Annotated in this window: 17 protein-coding genes and 1 pseudogene; 10 read left to right on the top strand and 8 right to left on the bottom strand. The window is 63.0% G+C overall.

The window, feature by feature from the left end; translation table 11 throughout:
* The first annotated feature begins 345 nt into the window (after positions 1-345).
* Both NKH80_RS00450 and NKH80_RS00445 read left to right on the top strand, forming a co-directional pair.
* Positions 346-765 (top strand): hypothetical protein, encoded by a 420-nt coding sequence (locus NKH80_RS00450; protein ID WP_352479251.1) that lies wholly within the window; start codon positions 346-348, stop codon positions 763-765.
* Between the two features lie 491 nt (positions 766-1,256).
* Complete coding sequence (locus NKH80_RS00445; RefSeq protein ID WP_352479252.1) at positions 1,257-1,853, top strand: glutathione S-transferase family protein; 597 nt, start codon at positions 1,257-1,259, stop codon at positions 1,851-1,853.
* A gap of 76 nt (positions 1,854-1,929) precedes the next feature.
* On the opposite strand, the gene NKH80_RS00440 is transcribed toward NKH80_RS00445, so the two are convergent.
* On the bottom strand, positions 1,930-2,580 hold the full coding sequence (locus NKH80_RS00440; RefSeq protein ID WP_254820293.1) for an outer membrane protein: 651 nt from the start codon (positions 2,578-2,580) through the stop codon (positions 1,930-1,932).
* A gap of 419 nt (positions 2,581-2,999) precedes the next feature.
* Between NKH80_RS00440 and NKH80_RS00435 the strand changes: the two genes are divergently transcribed.
* The 5 genes from NKH80_RS00435 (at position 3,000) to NKH80_RS00415 (ending at position 7,281) form a co-directional block, all read left to right on the top strand.
* On the top strand, positions 3,000-3,776 hold the full coding sequence (locus NKH80_RS00435) for an SDR family oxidoreductase (RefSeq protein ID WP_352507912.1): 777 nt from the start codon (positions 3,000-3,002) through the stop codon (positions 3,774-3,776).
* Complete coding sequence (gene uvrC / locus NKH80_RS00430; RefSeq protein ID WP_352988981.1) at positions 3,773-5,851, top strand: excinuclease ABC subunit UvrC; 2,079 nt, start codon at positions 3,773-3,775, stop codon at positions 5,849-5,851. The genes NKH80_RS00435 and uvrC overlap by 4 nt, the downstream gene beginning before the upstream one ends.
* Positions 5,852-5,951: 100 nt before the next feature.
* Positions 5,952-6,548, top strand: coding sequence for a CDP-diacylglycerol--glycerol-3-phosphate 3-phosphatidyltransferase (gene pgsA, locus NKH80_RS00425; RefSeq protein ID WP_254820290.1), 597 nt, complete (start codon positions 5,952-5,954; stop codon positions 6,546-6,548).
* A gap of 1 nt (position 6,549) precedes the next feature.
* Positions 6,550-6,807, top strand: coding sequence for a molybdopterin converting factor subunit 1 (gene moaD, locus NKH80_RS00420; RefSeq protein WP_352507910.1), 258 nt, complete (start codon positions 6,550-6,552; stop codon positions 6,805-6,807).
* Positions 6,808-6,810: 3 nt separating this feature from the next.
* Positions 6,811-7,281 carry a molybdenum cofactor biosynthesis protein MoaE gene (locus NKH80_RS00415; protein WP_352988978.1) on the top strand — a complete coding sequence of 157 codons (471 nt, stop codon included), beginning with the start codon at positions 6,811-6,813 and terminating at the stop codon, positions 7,279-7,281.
* An 18-nt stretch (positions 7,282-7,299) separates the two neighbouring features.
* On the opposite strand, the gene NKH80_RS00410 is transcribed toward NKH80_RS00415, so the two are convergent.
* Both NKH80_RS00410 and NKH80_RS00405 read right to left on the bottom strand, forming a co-directional pair.
* Positions 7,300-7,794, bottom strand: a complete 495-nt coding sequence (locus tag NKH80_RS00410) for a DoxX family protein (protein WP_352988975.1) — start codon at positions 7,792-7,794, stop codon at positions 7,300-7,302.
* A 5-nt stretch (positions 7,795-7,799) separates the two neighbouring features.
* Positions 7,800-8,600, bottom strand: coding sequence for an HvfC/BufC family peptide modification chaperone (locus NKH80_RS00405; RefSeq protein ID WP_352988971.1), 801 nt, complete (start codon positions 8,598-8,600; stop codon positions 7,800-7,802).
* A gap of 196 nt (positions 8,601-8,796) precedes the next feature.
* Here NKH80_RS00405 and NKH80_RS00400 point away from each other — a divergent pair, with 196 nt between their 5' ends.
* Together NKH80_RS00400 and NKH80_RS00395 are read left to right on the top strand one after the other, a co-directional pair.
* Entirely contained in the window at positions 8,797-9,564 is a 768-nt protein-coding gene (locus NKH80_RS00400) for a YbaY family lipoprotein (protein ID WP_352988968.1), read from the top strand.
* Between the two features lie 194 nt (positions 9,565-9,758).
* On the top strand, positions 9,759-10,028 hold the full coding sequence (locus tag NKH80_RS00395; RefSeq protein WP_254820285.1) for a hypothetical protein: 270 nt from the start codon (positions 9,759-9,761) through the stop codon (positions 10,026-10,028).
* A 74-nt stretch (positions 10,029-10,102) separates the two neighbouring features.
* On the opposite strand, the gene NKH80_RS00390 is transcribed toward NKH80_RS00395, so the two are convergent.
* The 5 genes and pseudogenes from NKH80_RS00390 to NKH80_RS00370 all read right to left on the bottom strand — a co-directional run bounded on the left by NKH80_RS00390 (position 10,103) and on the right by NKH80_RS00370 (position 13,907).
* Positions 10,103-10,711 (bottom strand): class I SAM-dependent methyltransferase, encoded by a 609-nt coding sequence (locus NKH80_RS00390; protein WP_352689598.1) that lies wholly within the window; start codon positions 10,709-10,711, stop codon positions 10,103-10,105.
* A 267-nt stretch (positions 10,712-10,978) separates the two neighbouring features.
* Positions 10,979-11,401 (bottom strand): nucleoside-diphosphate kinase, encoded by a 423-nt coding sequence (gene ndk / locus NKH80_RS00385; RefSeq protein WP_023677669.1) that lies wholly within the window; start codon positions 11,399-11,401, stop codon positions 10,979-10,981.
* 242 nt (positions 11,402-11,643) lie between these two features.
* Positions 11,644-11,940: a DUF1905 domain-containing protein gene (locus tag NKH80_RS00380; RefSeq protein WP_352988965.1), complete on the bottom strand. Its 297-nt coding sequence runs from the start codon at positions 11,938-11,940 to the stop codon at positions 11,644-11,646.
* A 154-nt stretch (positions 11,941-12,094) separates the two neighbouring features.
* Positions 12,095-12,730, bottom strand: coding sequence for a 5,6-dimethylbenzimidazole synthase (gene bluB, locus NKH80_RS00375; RefSeq protein WP_352988962.1), 636 nt, complete (start codon positions 12,728-12,730; stop codon positions 12,095-12,097).
* Between the two features lie 469 nt (positions 12,731-13,199).
* Positions 13,200-13,907 (bottom strand): annotated as a pseudogene (locus tag NKH80_RS00370) (glutathione S-transferase family protein).
* Between the two features lie 74 nt (positions 13,908-13,981).
* Here NKH80_RS00370 and NKH80_RS00365 point away from each other — a divergent pair.
* Entirely contained in the window at positions 13,982-14,494 is a 513-nt protein-coding gene (locus NKH80_RS00365) for a DinB family protein (protein ID WP_352747351.1), read from the top strand.
* Positions 14,495-14,496: the final 2 nt, after the last annotated feature.

The following is a 14,496-nucleotide window of genomic DNA, read 5'->3' as shown; positions in this document are numbered from 1 at the left end:
GTAGTTTATCTTTTCAAACAAGACGAGGCGGGCGACCGCCTTCGTTCTGGACAATGTTCGCGCTGAGCGCCGGACGTTGAAGCGCAAAGCTGGTCGAAAAGGTCCTGAGCTTGACGAGAAGACCGGTCGAGATAGAGCGGCCAGAATTTCTGTCGCAGAACTTCACTGCGGGAGACAAAGATTCGCAGCCGGTTTTTGCGAGGGTAAAATGGTCGTGCGCTCGCCGTAACCGAAACTTAAGCTGCAAAAATCATTCTAATGCTTCGCTGGCTAGCAAGCCGCGAGTCAGATATGCAATACGCGCCGGGTCAATAACGGCCGTCGGCACAACGGAAGGGGCATGATATGGCTAAGCAGTCATCCAAGGCGCCGGCATCCAAGGCACCGGCAAAGAAAGCACCAGCAAAAGCAGCCGCGGCAAAGGCCGCAACTGCTGTGAAGAAAGCGGCACCCGCTGCCAAAGCGAAGGCCGCCGCGCCTAAGGCAAAAGCAGCGCCGGCCAAAAAGCCGGCCGCCAAGGCCGCGGCAAAACCGGCCGTGAAGAAAGCAGCACCTGCTAAGGCAAAGGCAGCACCGGCCAAGGCTGCACCCGCAAAGAAGGCGGCACCGGCCAAGAAGCCGGCTGCAAAGGCCGCCGCGAAGCCAGCTGCGAAGAAGGCAGCACCGGCAAAGGCCGCCGCTGCGAAATCTTCTGCGGCAGTGAAGAAAGCAGCGCCCGCGGCCAAGCCGAAAGCAGCGCCCGCAAAGGCGAAGGCCAAGAAGTAGTCGCCGCCCTGCTACCGTCGGGGACAATACTCAAGACAGTCAGGGCGGGATGCCGGACAGGCGCGTCGCTTCTTGGTTGACGGTCGGGCAGAACGAGAAAGAGGCGGGAGGAAGACGTCTTTTCGCAGCTCCCAGGGCTTCGCCATGCGGCGAAGTCCGGTGGGATTTTCGTGGCTGCCAAAGGCTAACCTTCGGTGCAAGGCCGAGTTGGTAGCCAATCGGATTTGGATTGTCCGACCCGCTCGCGTCTGCCGCCGCACTGCGGCTTATCGCATCGCGATTGACGTCGAGACAATGGTTGTACGCTGGCGGCGCGGTTTTCCGCCTCTGGCCGTTGATGAACCCTGCATGATCGGTCAACAGTGCCCACGCACGAGCCCCTGTCGGAATCGATTTTCGGTGAGGGTCATGCGCGAAGTCACAATGCTACCGCGTCCTTTTGCGCGTCCAACGGGGCATATGGAGCTGTAGCCGGCAAACAGGAATCGACAATGCCCAGACTGCTCTACGCGTCTACTTCCCCCTACAGTTCCAAGGTGCGCATGGCAGCACTTTATGCTGGCATCGCGGTCGATCTCGTGCCGATAAAGACCGAGGAAAGGCCGGCCGAACTGATCGGCGCCAATCCGCTCGGCAAGATCCCGGTGCTGGTGCTCGATGACGGCCGCTCGGTCCACGACAGCCGCGCCATCACGCAGCATCTCAACCGGATGTCGAAGAACGCATTGTTTCCGCGCAATCCCGACAGGCGCCTTGAGGCGGAGGTGCTGGAGGCATTGGCCGACGGTATCTGCGACTGTGCGCTGTCGATGGTCTATGAGCGGCGCACGCGGCCGGAAGAGATGGTCTACCAGCCTTGGCTCGAGCGCCAGTGGACGAAGATTTCGGCCGCGCTCGATCTGCTCAACGCCAACCCGCCGAAGCTGCCGAAGAAAATCACCTTAGGCCAAATCGCATTGCGCGCCTGCCTTGGCTATCTCTCGCTGCGCTTCGCCGGAAAATGGGAAAAGGGCCGCGGCCGGCTGACGCGCTGGGCGGCGCGCTTCGACGAGAAATTCCCGGAACTGAAGCCGGCCATCCCGGCCTGAGGGCGGGCGGCCCAACCGGTGCCACAAAAAAAGCCGGGCGCGAGGCCCGGCTTTTTCGTGTCGTGGCTTGGACGACTTAGAACTTCATACCGACGCCGAAAGTGACGCGATTGTCGGTCGACTTAACTTTGCCGATACCGTCGAAGTCCTTCCTGCCGAAGTCCGTGTAACGATACTCGACACGGCCGAACACATTGTCGGTGATCTTGATGTCGGTACCGACGCCGGCTGTCCAGCCGAACTGCGTGTTGGTGTCGCTTACGCCGGCAGCTTCAATCTTCTGGTTCTTCAGCGCGCCACCGGCGGTGCCGTAGAGCAGGATGTCCGGGCTGACGGCATAGCCGAGGCGGGCACGCAGCGAGCCCTCGAAGCCACCCTTGGCCTCGATGCCGGCATCGTCGCCCTTGACGCCGTTGTAGCCGATATCGGCTTCGGCACCGTAGACGAAGTTCTCCTGCTGCCAATTATAGCCGCCGAAGACGCCGCCGACAAAACCCTTGGTGTCGACGTCGACGCCAATGTCTTTGGCTTTGGCATGGCCGGCGAAGCCGTAGCCGACGCTCACACCGGCATAGGGACCGGCCCAGGATGCGACCGGAAGTTCTGCAATCGGGGCAGGTGCCGGCGGCTCTTCCTGAACCACGTCCGCGGCATAGGCAGTTCCGCCGAGGGCGAACAGCCCAAACGCCACCGCCAGCGGTCGCGCAAATTTAAGATTGGCTTGCATTGTTCTTTACTCCTTAAGCCACAGGACACAGGCTTGTTTTTCATGAGCGCCCTCAACCCGTCCGGGGGATGAAACGGATCCGGCGTTCAACGGTTGCAAATGTCGTGTCGAAATGCGGCTGAAGCGAACCTGAACTTGGGTCATTCCCTGGCACGAATGAGGCAGAACCTTGACGTTGCATCTTCGCAACAGCGAATGTCAGCAGGTTCGCCGTGCTGCACTGCACACGGCTTGGTATAAGGGCTCCAGCGCCCTATATTGCGGACGGGCTGGCCCGAATTCCGGTCGAACCAGAACGCCCACCGGCCACTTTGCCACAATCTTGCCCCAGGTGGAAATGGGATTTAACGCTTGGCGGGCCATAATTTGCCGGCGCTATCCCGGCAGGTCGGAATCGGCATCGGATTAAGGATTGACAGATGAGCAAGGTCGCCGCGACGGCACTGGTGACGGGCGGGGCGAGGCGGATCGGCAGGGCGATCGTCGAAGATCTTGCCGGGCATGGTTTTGCCGTCGCCATTCACTGCAATCGCTCGCTGGCCGAGGCGGAGGCGCTCGCGGCCGAAATCAACGGTGGTCATTTTGGTCGACATGGCCGGGCCGCCGTGGTTGCTGCCGACCTGACCGACATGGATGCCGTCGGCAACCTTGTCGGCCGCGCGGCGGCGGCGCTCGGGCCGGTGTCGCTGCTGGTCAACAACGCCTCGCTGTTCGAGCACGACAGTGTTGAGGATTTCGACTGGCCGGCCTGGGATCGCCATTTCGCCGTGCATGTCAAGGCGCCGGCGCTGTTGGCGCAGACTTTCGCCCGGGCCTTGCCGCAGAACAGTGAGGGGCTGATCGTCAACATGATCGACCAGCGCGTCTGGCGCCCGACGCCGCGTTATTTTTCCTATGCGCTGTCGAAGTCGACATTGTGGGCGTCGACCGAGATGATGGCGCAGGCGCTGGGTCCCCGCATCCGCGTCAACGCTATTGGTCCTGGCCCGACCTTGAAGAACACGCGCCAGCACGACAGCGATTTCGATGCCCAGATTGCCGGGCTGATCCTGAAACGCGGCCCGGAATTGCCGGAATTCGGTGCCACCATCCGTTATCTGTGGGCGGCACGCTCGGTCACCGGCCAGATGATTGCGCTCGACGGCGGCCAGCACCTTGCATGGCAGACGCCCGATGTGACAGGCATGGCGGAATGAGCCCCATGGACCAGAAACAAAAAACGCGCGGTGGCGCCGACGACCTGCCGCCCGAAATCGACCTCGAGGACGAGGCGGCCGAAGAGGTCGTCGAGCCTGCGGCCGGCGGTCCGGACGTCACCTTCACCGCCATCGACTGGACCCCGCATGCCGGCGACGCCGACGGCATGGTCGGCGCCGAGGTGATCCAGACGCTGGTCAAGCGGCTGCCCAATGCGCCCGGCGTCTACCGGATGATGAATGCCGCCGGCGACGTGCTCTATGTCGGCAAGGCACGCAGCCTCAAGAAGCGGGTCACCAGCTACGCGCAAGGCCGGTTCCACACCAGCCGCATCGGCCGCATGGTGCGCGAGACGTCGACGATGGAGTTCGTCGTCACCCGCACCGAGATCGAAGCGCTGCTGCTTGAAGCCAACCTCATCAAGCGCTTGCGGCCACGCTTCAACGTGCTGATGCGCGACGACAAGTCGTTCCCCTATATCCTGTTGACCGGCGATCATGTCTCGCCCGGTATCTACAAGCATCGCGGCGCGCGCTCACGCAAGGGAGACTATTTCGGCCCCTTCGCCTCGGCCGGCGCCGTCGGCCGTACCATCAACTCGCTGCAGCGCGCCTTCCTGCTCAGGAGCTGCACCGACTCCTTCTATGAGAACCGCACCCGGCCTTGCCTTTTGTTCCAGATCAAGCGCTGCGCCGGCCCATGCACCGGCGAAATCTCGCATGGCGATTATGCAAGGCTTGTCGCCGAGGCGAAGGATTTCCTTTCCGGCCGCAGCCAGAAGGTGAAGACGGAGATCTCCGCCGCCATGCAGCAGGCTTCGGAGAACCTCGATTTCGAACGCGCCGCCATCTATCGCGACCGGCTGGCGGCGCTGTCGCATGTGCAGAGCCATCAAGGCATCAATCCGCAGACCGTCGACGAGGCCGATGTCTTCGCCATCCATCAGGAGGGCGGCCAGGTCTGCATCCAGGTGTTCTTCTTCCGCACCGGCCAGAACTGGGGCAACCGCGCCTATTTTCCCAAGGCCGATCCGGCGCTCGAAGCCGGCGAGGTGCTGGGATCGTTCCTGGCGCAGTTCTACGACGACAAGCCGACGCCGCGCACCATCCTGTTGTCGCATGGCGTCGAGGACCAGGAATTGCTGGCGGAGGCGCTCTCCACCCGGGCCGGCCGCAAGGTGTCGATCTCGGTGCCGCAGCGCGGCGAGAAAAAGGACCTGACCGACAATGCGCTGCAGAATTCGCGCGAAGCGCTCGGCCGGCGGCTGGCCGAAACCTCAACTCAGGCGCGGCTGCTCACTGGCTTTGCCGAGACCTTCGGCCTGGAAAAGCCGCCGGTGCGCATCGAGGTCTATGACAACTCGCACATCATGGGAACCAACGCCGTCGGCGCCATGGTCGTCGCCGGGCCGGAAGGGTTTGTGAAGAACCAGTATCGAAAGTTCAACATCCGCTCGACCGAGATCACGCCGGGCGACGATTTCGGCATGATGCGCGAGGTGATGCAGCGGCGCTTCTCGCGGCTGTTGAAGGAACATGGCGATGCCCCGCAAACCGAGGGCACGGGCGAGGCGAGCCCTACCGAACCGAGCGACGATATCGAGGACGCGGGCGGCTTCCCCGCCTGGCCCGACGTCATCCTCATCGACGGCGGCCAGGGCCAGATGACGGCGGTGCGCAAGATCCTCGCCGATCTCGGCATCGAGGATCGCGTTGTCGCCATCGGCATCGCCAAGGGTCAGGACCGCGATGCCGGCCGCGAACGCTTCTTCGTAAAGGGCAGGGCCCCATTCTCGCTGCCCGTTCGCGATCCGGTGCTCTATTTCGTCCAGCGACTGCGCGACGAGGTCCATCGCTTCGCCATCGGTTCGCACCGCGCCCGCCGCAAGAAGGAGATGGTCAAGAGCCCGCTCGACGAGATCAGCGGCATCGGCCCGGGCCGCAAGCGCGCGCTGCTGATGCATTTCGGTACGGCCAAGGCGGTCAGCCGTGCCGCCGTCGAAGACTTGGTCAAGGTCGACGGCATTTCCGAACAGGTGGCGAAATTGGTCTACAATCATTTTCACGAGAGCTAAGACTTATTGCCGATATTTCGGCTGGCTAATCGATTCTGGCCTGTTGACCCCCCACATTCGCTTCTGATTTGACTAAGCAGGCAGAAAGAGTTCCCAAAACATGTCCCAGCGCGCGTTCAACCTGCCCAACATGCTCACTTACGCCCGCATCCTGGCGGTGCCGCTGGTCGTGCTGTGCTTTTTCCTGGAGGGTCATCTGAAATCGAGCGACTTCGCCCGCTGGTCGGCGCTCATCATTTTCCTGCTCGCCTCGATCACCGATTACTTCGACGGCTATCTGGCGCGCGCCTGGCAGCAGACCTCCAACATCGGCAAGATGCTCGACCCGATCGCCGACAAGCTGCTGGTCGCCACTTGCCTGCTGCTGCTTGCCGCCGACACCGACCGCCATGCCGGCATCGCCGGCTGGTCGCTATGGGCGGCGATCATCATCCTGTGCCGCGAGATCCTGGTCTCGGGCCTGCGCGAATATCTGGCGGCTTTGAAGGTCTCGGTGCCGGTGACGCAGCTCGCCAAATGGAAGACCACCATCCAGATGATCGCCATCGCCTTCCTGCTTGCGGGCCCGGCCGGCGACAAGCTCTTTCCGCTGACCACCCAGACCGGGCTGGTGCTGCTGTGGATCGCCGCCCTGGTGACGCTCTACACTGGCTACGACTATTTCCGCGCCGGCCTCAAGCACATCATGGACGAGTAGCATGTCGACGAAGCTCATTTATTTCGCCTGGGTGCGCGAGCGGATCGGCAGACCGGAAGAAGACGTCGAGTTGCCGGCCGGCATCGAAACGGTCGCCGACCTGTTGCGCTGGCTGAAATCGCGCGGCGAGGAATACGAGCACGCGCTGCAATATCCTGACGTGATCCGCGTCGCCATCAACCAGGAACATGTCGAGCACCGCGAAAAGATCGCCGGCGCGCGCGAGATCGCGCTGTTCCCGCCGATGACCGGTGGCTGAACCATGTCCGCGGTGGTGCCTGTCGTGCGCATCCAGGCGGAGGATTTCGACGTCGCCGCCGAGATCGCCAGGCTGAACAGGGGTCGCAACGACATCGGCGCTGTGGTGACCTTCTCCGGCCTCTGCCGCGATGAGCAAGGCAGGCTCTCCGCGCTCGAGCTCGAACATTATCCCGGAATGGCCGAAGCCGAGATATCCCGCATCGCCGGCGAGGCAATCGCGCGCTGGCCGCTGCAGGGGCTCACCGTCATCCATCGCCACGGCAAGATCGCGCCGGGCGAAAACATCGTGCTGGTGGTGTCCGCTTCGGCCCACCGGCAGGCGGCGTTCGAGGCCGCGAATTTCCTGATGGATTATTTGAAATCACGGGCGCCGTTCTGGAAAAAGGAACACCATAGCGACGGTTCCGAAGGCGGCTGGGTCGACGCCAAGGAGGCCGACGACAAGGCGGCGAGCCGCTGGAAGCGAGACTGACCAGGCTTCCGCGAGCCCTCAACCTTTGTCAGTGCCGATCAGATGATCGAGCGAAATCCGGCCGGTTCCCCAGGCCATGATGCCAAGCGCCATCGCCGCCCAGGTAATGTGCAGCGGCCAGCCGTCCGGCACGGTGAACTCGATGACCAGCGTCATCAGCAGCAACCCGAATGCCGCCAGTCGCGTCGCCAGGCCGATAACAAGGAGAACTGGCAACACGATCTCCGCTGACCCTGAAGCGAACGCCACGAGCGCAGGTGCCGGAAAATCATAAGGACCGCCCGGCAGATGCAATTTGAGTTCCGAGCTGAAAAGCAGCACTGCGACATCGTTCAACTGTAGAAAACCGTCCCATTTGTTGACGCCGGACCGCCAGAACGGGACAGCGAGGGCGCAGCGCAGGACAAGCTGCGTCAGCGATGGCGTCGCGATCGTGCGCAGGGCGGCATTCAGCCTTTCGACGAGAGCGGCCACCCCTTGCGGTTCGGTGCTCGCGTTCTGCCTATCGCTCATCGTGCTCACCTTTCCTGATGTGCCGTCGTGAAGGCTCCCGCTTCCAGCACGCCGGCAATGTTGGCGGAAAGCTCGAATTCGGCACTCTCCGCAAACGCCGCCGCGGCCGCTGCGCCGAGCGACTCGCCCGCGACCAGATGCGAGATAAATACTGCGCCGCCGGGTGGTAGGTGGCGGACGAAGACCTCGAGGCCGGGCCGCGTGACCAGCGCATCTTCGGCGCCCGTTGCCCGGATCGGCCCAACAGGAGCGTCGTTCCGGTTTGCCGCGAAGACCGTGACTGCCGGGAACCGGGAGCGCGCGACCCGCGTCGCCGGATGCGGCCGCAGCACGGTGTCGGCAAGCCTCTCGCGAGGGATCGACGCCAGTGCCTCAGCCGACAGCGCCTCCGCGTCGGCGGCATGATAGGCATCGAGCCAGGCCCGCTCGATGCGCGCCACGTCGGCCAGCCACGGCATCGACTGCGCGTGTTCGTAGCGCTCGATGAAATTGGGAAAGTCGCGGCCATATTCGAATAGAAGCGGCGAGGTGGGTGGCGTTTCGCGGATGTGAAAGCGCGCCATCGCGCGAAAGAAATCCGGGCCGGTGATGCGCAGCGTCGCTGGAAAGCTGGCGGCCAGCGCATCGATCAGACTGACCGTGACGTTGTTGCGGTAGACGGCATATCGCTTGATCGCAGCCTTTCCGTTCGGCCCCGAGACAGAGTCAGGCGGGGCACGGTCAGGATCGAGCAAACCGGCGGTGAATGCCGCGGCATAGTCAAACCGGCGGCCGAGATCGCTCGACTGGAGCTCATCCTGCGGCATGGGCTTTTCCGAAATAGTCGCCGAGCGTGGACTGAACAGAGTTTGCGGAGCGGCCAAGAAGGCCGACGACAAGGCGGCGGACCGCTGGAAGCGCCCCGCCGTCCAAATAAATTCCTGGGACAGCCATGCCCATACGCCGCCGGCCATTCATTGACCGCAATCCTGCGAAACCCTTTGCCGGAAGGGGAGCAGGATCATGCTGGACAGGATCGCCGAGTTCTTCATCTTCGGACTGGTGCCGCTGGCCGTTGGCATACTTGCCGTTCCGGATCGTTCCGTGGCTGCCGAAAAGACCCTCAAGGGCGAGGTGATGTATCGCGAGCGCATCGCGCTGCCGCCCAATGCCGTGCTTTCCGTGCAGCTTGCCGACGTGTCGCTGGCCGACGCGCCGGCAGCAATCATCGGCGAGCGCAAGGTGGTGCCGGCCGGCCAGGTGCCGATCAAGTTCGAGATCAGCTTCGACCCGCGGGTGATCCGGCCTGATATGACCTACGCGCTGCAGGCGCGCATCACCGTCGATGACCGGCTGCTATTCGTCACCGATACGCGCCATCAGTTCGACCCGCTCAGCGACGCGCCACAGACCATCATGCTGAAAATGGCGGCGCCGGGCGACGAGCCGGCGGCACCTTCCGTGTTCGGCCAAAGCTGGCTGGTCGAATATATCGACGGCGTCGGCGTGATTGCCGAGCCGCGGGCGACATTCCGCATCAGCGAAGCCGGCAAGGCCGGCGGCAGCGGCCCTTGCAACGTCTATTTCGCCACCGCCAGGATAAACGGCTCGACGATCGCTATCAGCGACATCGGCTCGACCTTTAAGGCCTGCGCGCCTCAGGTCATGGCCGAGGAAAAGGCGCTGTTCGAGGCGCTGGCCAAAGCAGCATCCTACCACGTCGACGCCGGCAAGCTTGTCATCGCCGACAGAGATGGCCGCGACATCCTGCGCTTCAATGCCGCGAGCTAGCGCTTAGTCCGCGCCGATTGGCCCGCGCGGCAGCCGCATGTCGATCACGATGTGTTTCAGCGGGAAGAGGCCGGGCAGAGGGCGCGTTAGTTCCACATAAAATGGCGGGTAAGGCAAAAGGGACATTTGTCCCTTCGTTGAAGCCGCCAGAATGGCTGCGGCTCGTTCTGGCCTTAACTCAAAGGAGTCCAGACATGAAAACGCACACGCTTATCCTTGCCGCCACCGGTGCATCGCTCCTTGCCTTTACCGGCCTTGCCAAGGCGGACGACCATCTTGTCAATGCTCTTGACCACGGTCTCAAAGCGGACAGCCAACCGTTCCAGACCAACAAGGCCGGCCATAGCGGCGATCTCGCACCGGGGCAGGGCAGCCCGTTTTCAGGTGAAGAGACCAAGACCCCGTCCACCGACACCGAGGCGGCGAATGAACATGCGAACGTGAAGGAACGCCAGGCGAAATAGACTGACAGAACCCGCCGCTAGGGGGCGGCGGGCGACACACATCCTAGCGACAAAGTCGCATACGCCCGGCATTCTCAATTTGTCGCTTGTTTGAATACCGCGCCATAGTGATAGGGCGGCACATCAACCAATTCGGCAAGCTTGAACCCGCTCGCTTCCACCGCCGCGATGGTCTGTTTGGGTGACAGCCTCAGCTCGGTCTTTGGCCCGCGCGGCTCGCCCAAGAGCGTGGTTTGCTCGCGCGGATACTGGTGCCAGTTGACGATGGCAAAACGACCGGCAGGGTCAAGCGTCGTCCGCACGGCGCGGGCAAGGCGCGGCCGGTCCGGAACGCCATGGAAAGCGTTGGCCATGAAAACGAAGTCGACGGTCTGAGGCACCAGCCCGGCAAGCTCATAGGCGTCGCCCGCCACAAACTCGCAATTGCCCGCGCCGCCTTCGGCCAACCGCCGCCTTGCGACTTCGAGCAGATCGGCATCGATGTCGATAGCGATTACATGACGGGCGACCCTGGCGATTGGCAGCGTGAACCAGCCGTCGCCGCAGCAGAGATCGACCACGTCCGTGCCGGGCTTCATGCCTACTGCCGCCAGGACGCTGGCGGGCTCGGGCCACAGCGCTTCCCACCAGCCGCTGGTTGGCATTTCGGTGCCCTGGAAGAAGCCGGGAATGGCGCTGGTCATGGCCTTGTCGGCTCCCCAAAATCCTCATTGTCGGGACGGCGTTTGATCCGCCCTCCGAGCTTAACGCACCGGTGACCCGTCGAGGAGCCTGAAGCTGAAAATGTCCGCTACTGCATATCGCGCAGCAGCGTGCAGCGGTTTTGCGATACCGGCATGCATCAAAACAAGAACCTGAAGTGCATCGCATGAGACCGATCGAACGCGACGCGCTTTAGCGAAAAAAGCCGGCGTTGCGCCGGCCTTTTTGATGGGGTTCGGAATGCCGGCTTAGCCGACGATCTCGGTATCCGAGAACCAGTATTTGATCTCTTGCGCGGCGGTTTCCGGCGCATCGGAACCGTGCACGGAGTTCTCGCCGATCGACAGTGCGTGCAGCTTGCGGATAGTGCCTTCGGCGGCGCTTGCCGGATTGGTGGCGCCCATCACTTCGCGGTTCTTGGCAATGGCGTTCTCGCCTTCCAGTACCTGCACGACTGTCGGGCCCGACGACATGGATTCGACCAGCTCGCCGAAGAACGGACGTTCCTTGTGGACGGCATAGAAACCTTCCGCCTCGCGGCGGCTCATCCACACCCGGCGCGAAGCGACGACGCGCAGGCCGGCATCTTCCAGTATCTTGGTGATAGCGCCGGTGAGATTGCGACGGGTCGCGTCCGGCTTGATCATGGAAAAGGTGCGTTCGAGCGCCATGGGGTCGTCCTTGTGATGGAGAGTGGAATTGAGGGTGGCGGGCTCTATACAAGCCGCCCGCCGCCTTGCCAAGGGGAGGCCGGCGCAGCGCGCATTTCTGCGCTGGGGCGGCGGACTTTCAAGTCGAACCATGCCGCCGCTCATCTTTTTGTTGAGATCGGATTTTCCGACAACCGGTACCCACTTGGGTCCGATCGACTGGCCGCCCTATAGCGCGTCGTCGTCAGCCTGACCCGACGTCGTCATAACTGCATCTCGATCGTCAGGTTGGCCGTGTCGCCAGCCCGGAGGCCTACGCGGACCCGCACCGCGGTCTTGATCGGCAAGAGCAGGCTGCCGGATTTCTTGTCTGGAAACAGCGATGTCCGCCATCTGGTCTGGCCGATGACGGCCTCCACGCCAAGCGAGCCCCAGGGCCTTGCCATCCCCACCATCGCCGTCTTGATCCGGGCTCCAAGCTCCGGCGGCAGGGTCACGAAATGCCAGCCGCCCTTGCCCGGATAGACCCAGATCTCGGCCTGCATGTCGTAGCGAAACATTCTATGCACTTCCTCAGGTCAAGGCCTTCACGACCGGCTTTGCCATGGTGTCTTGCTGGCATGCTGACGATCGGCCAACCATCCATGATATCCACAGCCCTGCAGGGGAGGAGTCATTCTTCCCCGCAAGGAGGAAGGCAGCGCTGCCATTCCACTACCGCCTTGTCACGATAGACGGCCGCCGCGTTTCCCAGCCTTCCCGTTCCAGTTCCGGCACGCTGTGGTTCTCGCTGGGGTAGCCGATGCAGAAGTAACCGATCAGTGTCCACTCCGGCGGCACGTCCAGGATCGTCGCTATCTCGGCCGGATCTAGGATCGAGACCCAGCCCATGCCTATTCCCTCGGCGCGCGCCGCCAGCCACATCGTGTGGACCGCCATGACAGCGGAATAGTCTATGGTGGCTGGCATGGTCTGGCGGCCAAGCCCATGCCCTTGCTCGGTTGCGCGGTCGGCGAAAACCGCAAGCTGGCAGGGCGCCTCGTTCAGGCCGGCAAGTTTCAGGCGCCCATAGAGCGCGGCGCGTTCACCGCAAAAATTTGCGAGTGCCTCCGCGTTGCAGCGCTCGAAGCATGCCCTGACGGCGGCGCGGCATGTTTCGCTCTCGACGATGACGAAGCGCCAAGGTTGGCTCAGCCCGACGGACGGCGCGGCGCTGGCAAGCTCGAGCAGCCGCTCCAGCGCCCCTTCCGGGAGCGGCGTCGGCTTGAACCGCCTGACGTCGCGCCGCCACAGGAAGAGCTTGGCGAGCCCGGCGCGAAAGTCGGCCGGGAACTCTGGGTTTGCGGTCATGGCGCGCTGCCTTTGTTGTGGTTGCCCGGTTCGCCGGATTTTCGTCTTGTTTGCTTCGATCCGGGCAGTGATGCGGCGCCTCAAGCGACACGTCGTCTACCCGCGTTGTCGCATTTCGCCGGGCGGGAATTCTAATCCATGTCGCGCAAAAGTGTGCAGCGGTTTTGCGGCAACGACATGCGTCAAAACAAGTGCATGTCGCGCAAAGGTGTGCAGCGGTTTTGCGGTAACGACATGCATCAAAACAAGAACCTAAAGCGCGTCACATGAGGCAGGCCAAACGCGACGCGCTTTAGAGGCCGGGCGACGTTGCCGTCATTTACGCCGTTGAACCTTGATCGGCAAACAAAACCCGCCTCGGCAAGCCGGGCGGGTCGTCGGTACGAATCAGCACCATACCCAAATTAGTAGCATAGCTGCCGGCACAAAGCAAGAACAAAATGTGGCGTTGCCGATGAAGCTGCCGATTTCAACTCTCGAGGCGGGAGATCGCTGCCGCCACGACGTTGCGGCCGAGGCCGCCATGCAGATCGAGGCATCGTTCGAACCATTGAGCCACGACATCGCTGTCGTCGAGCAGCCGGTAGGGCGTGGCGATACGCGCCCATTGCAGCGCGCCGAACGATGTAATCGGCAAATAGCGGCGACGGGCCGCCAATGAAGGGCTGATAGCCGAGCATCGAGCGGAGCGGCTCCAGCGAGGCGCGGAAGCCGGCGAGCCCGGCGTCGCGGGTGGCGTAAACCGCCTCCAAGCGCTTGCCGAAGCGCTGTTCGCGGTTCTGCCGGAAATAGGCGGCATTCGCCTCGTCCTGCATGGCATGCAGGTCCAGTAGCGCCGCGGTGGTGACGTAGGGATGGATGGTCAGCTGCGACCAGCGTTCGATGAAGCGCGCCGTCGCCTTGCCGCCGTCGCCGGAAAACATGTCGGCCGCTCGGGATAGGCCTCCTCGAGATAGAGCGCGATGGCGAAGGAATCGGCGACCACCGTCTCGCCGTCTCGGATCACCGGAACGAGCTTCGAGACGCCGCCTTCCACCTTCGGCACTTCGAGGAAACGGGTCGGCACGCTGGTGATGTCGAGCCCTTTGTGGGCCAGCGCCATCGCCGCCTTCCAGCAATGTGGGCTGAATGGGCGGGCGGCGTCGCGTCCGACAAGGTCATAGAGCAGAATGGTCATTGGCGGCAGCGTCCTTGCAGTCTAACTATGGCCGAAACAGACCCGCGCAGGGGGTCTCGCAGGTCGAGAGAAGAATGAAACAGCATTTCAGGATGTTTGCGGCCTACAATCAATGGGCCAACGGCCGCATCTACGATGCCGCCGCCGATCTCGACGAGGAAGAGTTCGACCGCAATATCGGCGTCTTCTTCGGTTCAATGATGGGAACGCTCAACCACCTCCTGGCAGCCGACCGTATCTGGATGAAACGCTTCACCGGTGAGGGCGACGCGCCGGCAAGGCTCGACACGGTCCTGCACCGCGCCTTGCCAGGCTTGCGGCTGGCGCGCGAGGCCGAGGACAAACGGATCATCGACTGGGTCGACGGCCTGAGCGACAAGGCGCTGTCGGGCCGCTTCTCCTACATGACCGTCTCGGATATGCGCACCGTCTCGCAGCGGCTGGCGCCGGCGCTCGACCACTTCTTCAACCACCAGACCCACCACCGCGGCCAGGCGCATGCGATCCTGACCATTCTGGGCAAACCAAGCCTCGGACTGGACCTGACGATGTTCCAGCGCAGCGAGGAGGGCAGGGCCTTCGCCTGAAC

Source organism: Mesorhizobium sp. M0904, from assembly GCF_040319475.1.
In the GTDB taxonomy this organism is placed as follows: Bacteria; Pseudomonadota; Alphaproteobacteria; order Rhizobiales; family Rhizobiaceae; genus Mesorhizobium.
This window is presented reverse-complemented; position numbering and strand designations above follow the sequence as displayed.

What these genes read in the sequence shown, in the direction of transcription:
- NKH80_RS00415 (WP_352988978.1), top strand. Translation starts at nt 6,811, where the DNA reads ATGTCCGCGGTGGTGCCTGTCGTGCGCATCCAGGCGGAGGATTTCGAC.
- pgsA (WP_254820290.1), top strand. Translation starts at nt 5,952, where the DNA reads ATGTCCCAGCGCGCGTTCAACCTGCCCAACATGCTCACTTACGCCCGC.
- NKH80_RS00390 (WP_352689598.1), bottom strand. Translation starts at nt 10,711, where the DNA reads ATGACCAGCGCCATTCCCGGCTTCTTCCAGGGCACCGAAATGCCAACC.
- NKH80_RS00395 (WP_254820285.1), top strand. Translation starts at nt 9,759, where the DNA reads ATGAAAACGCACACGCTTATCCTTGCCGCCACCGGTGCATCGCTCCTT.
- bluB (WP_352988962.1), bottom strand. Translation starts at nt 12,730, where the DNA reads ATGACCGCAAACCCAGAGTTCCCGGCCGACTTTCGCGCCGGGCTCGCC.
- ndk (WP_023677669.1), bottom strand. Translation starts at nt 11,401, where the DNA reads ATGGCGCTCGAACGCACCTTTTCCATGATCAAGCCGGACGCGACCCGT.
- NKH80_RS00405 (WP_352988971.1), bottom strand. Translation starts at nt 8,600, where the DNA reads ATGCCGCAGGATGAGCTCCAGTCGAGCGATCTCGGCCGCCGGTTTGAC.
- NKH80_RS00410 (WP_352988975.1), bottom strand. Translation starts at nt 7,794, where the DNA reads ATGAGCGATAGGCAGAACGCGAGCACCGAACCGCAAGGGGTGGCCGCT.
- NKH80_RS00445 (WP_352479252.1), top strand. Translation starts at nt 1,257, where the DNA reads ATGCCCAGACTGCTCTACGCGTCTACTTCCCCCTACAGTTCCAAGGTG.
- moaD (WP_352507910.1), top strand. Translation starts at nt 6,550, where the DNA reads ATGTCGACGAAGCTCATTTATTTCGCCTGGGTGCGCGAGCGGATCGGC.
- NKH80_RS00435 (WP_352507912.1), top strand. Translation starts at nt 3,000, where the DNA reads ATGAGCAAGGTCGCCGCGACGGCACTGGTGACGGGCGGGGCGAGGCGG.
- uvrC (WP_352988981.1), top strand. Translation starts at nt 3,773, where the DNA reads ATGAGCCCCATGGACCAGAAACAAAAAACGCGCGGTGGCGCCGACGAC.
- NKH80_RS00365 (WP_352747351.1), top strand. Translation starts at nt 13,982, where the DNA reads ATGAAACAGCATTTCAGGATGTTTGCGGCCTACAATCAATGGGCCAAC.
- NKH80_RS00380 (WP_352988965.1), bottom strand. Translation starts at nt 11,940, where the DNA reads ATGTTTCGCTACGACATGCAGGCCGAGATCTGGGTCTATCCGGGCAAG.
- NKH80_RS00440 (WP_254820293.1), bottom strand. Translation starts at nt 2,580, where the DNA reads ATGCAAGCCAATCTTAAATTTGCGCGACCGCTGGCGGTGGCGTTTGGG.
- NKH80_RS00400 (WP_352988968.1), top strand. Translation starts at nt 8,797, where the DNA reads ATGCTGGACAGGATCGCCGAGTTCTTCATCTTCGGACTGGTGCCGCTG.
- NKH80_RS00450 (WP_352479251.1), top strand. Translation starts at nt 346, where the DNA reads ATGGCTAAGCAGTCATCCAAGGCGCCGGCATCCAAGGCACCGGCAAAG.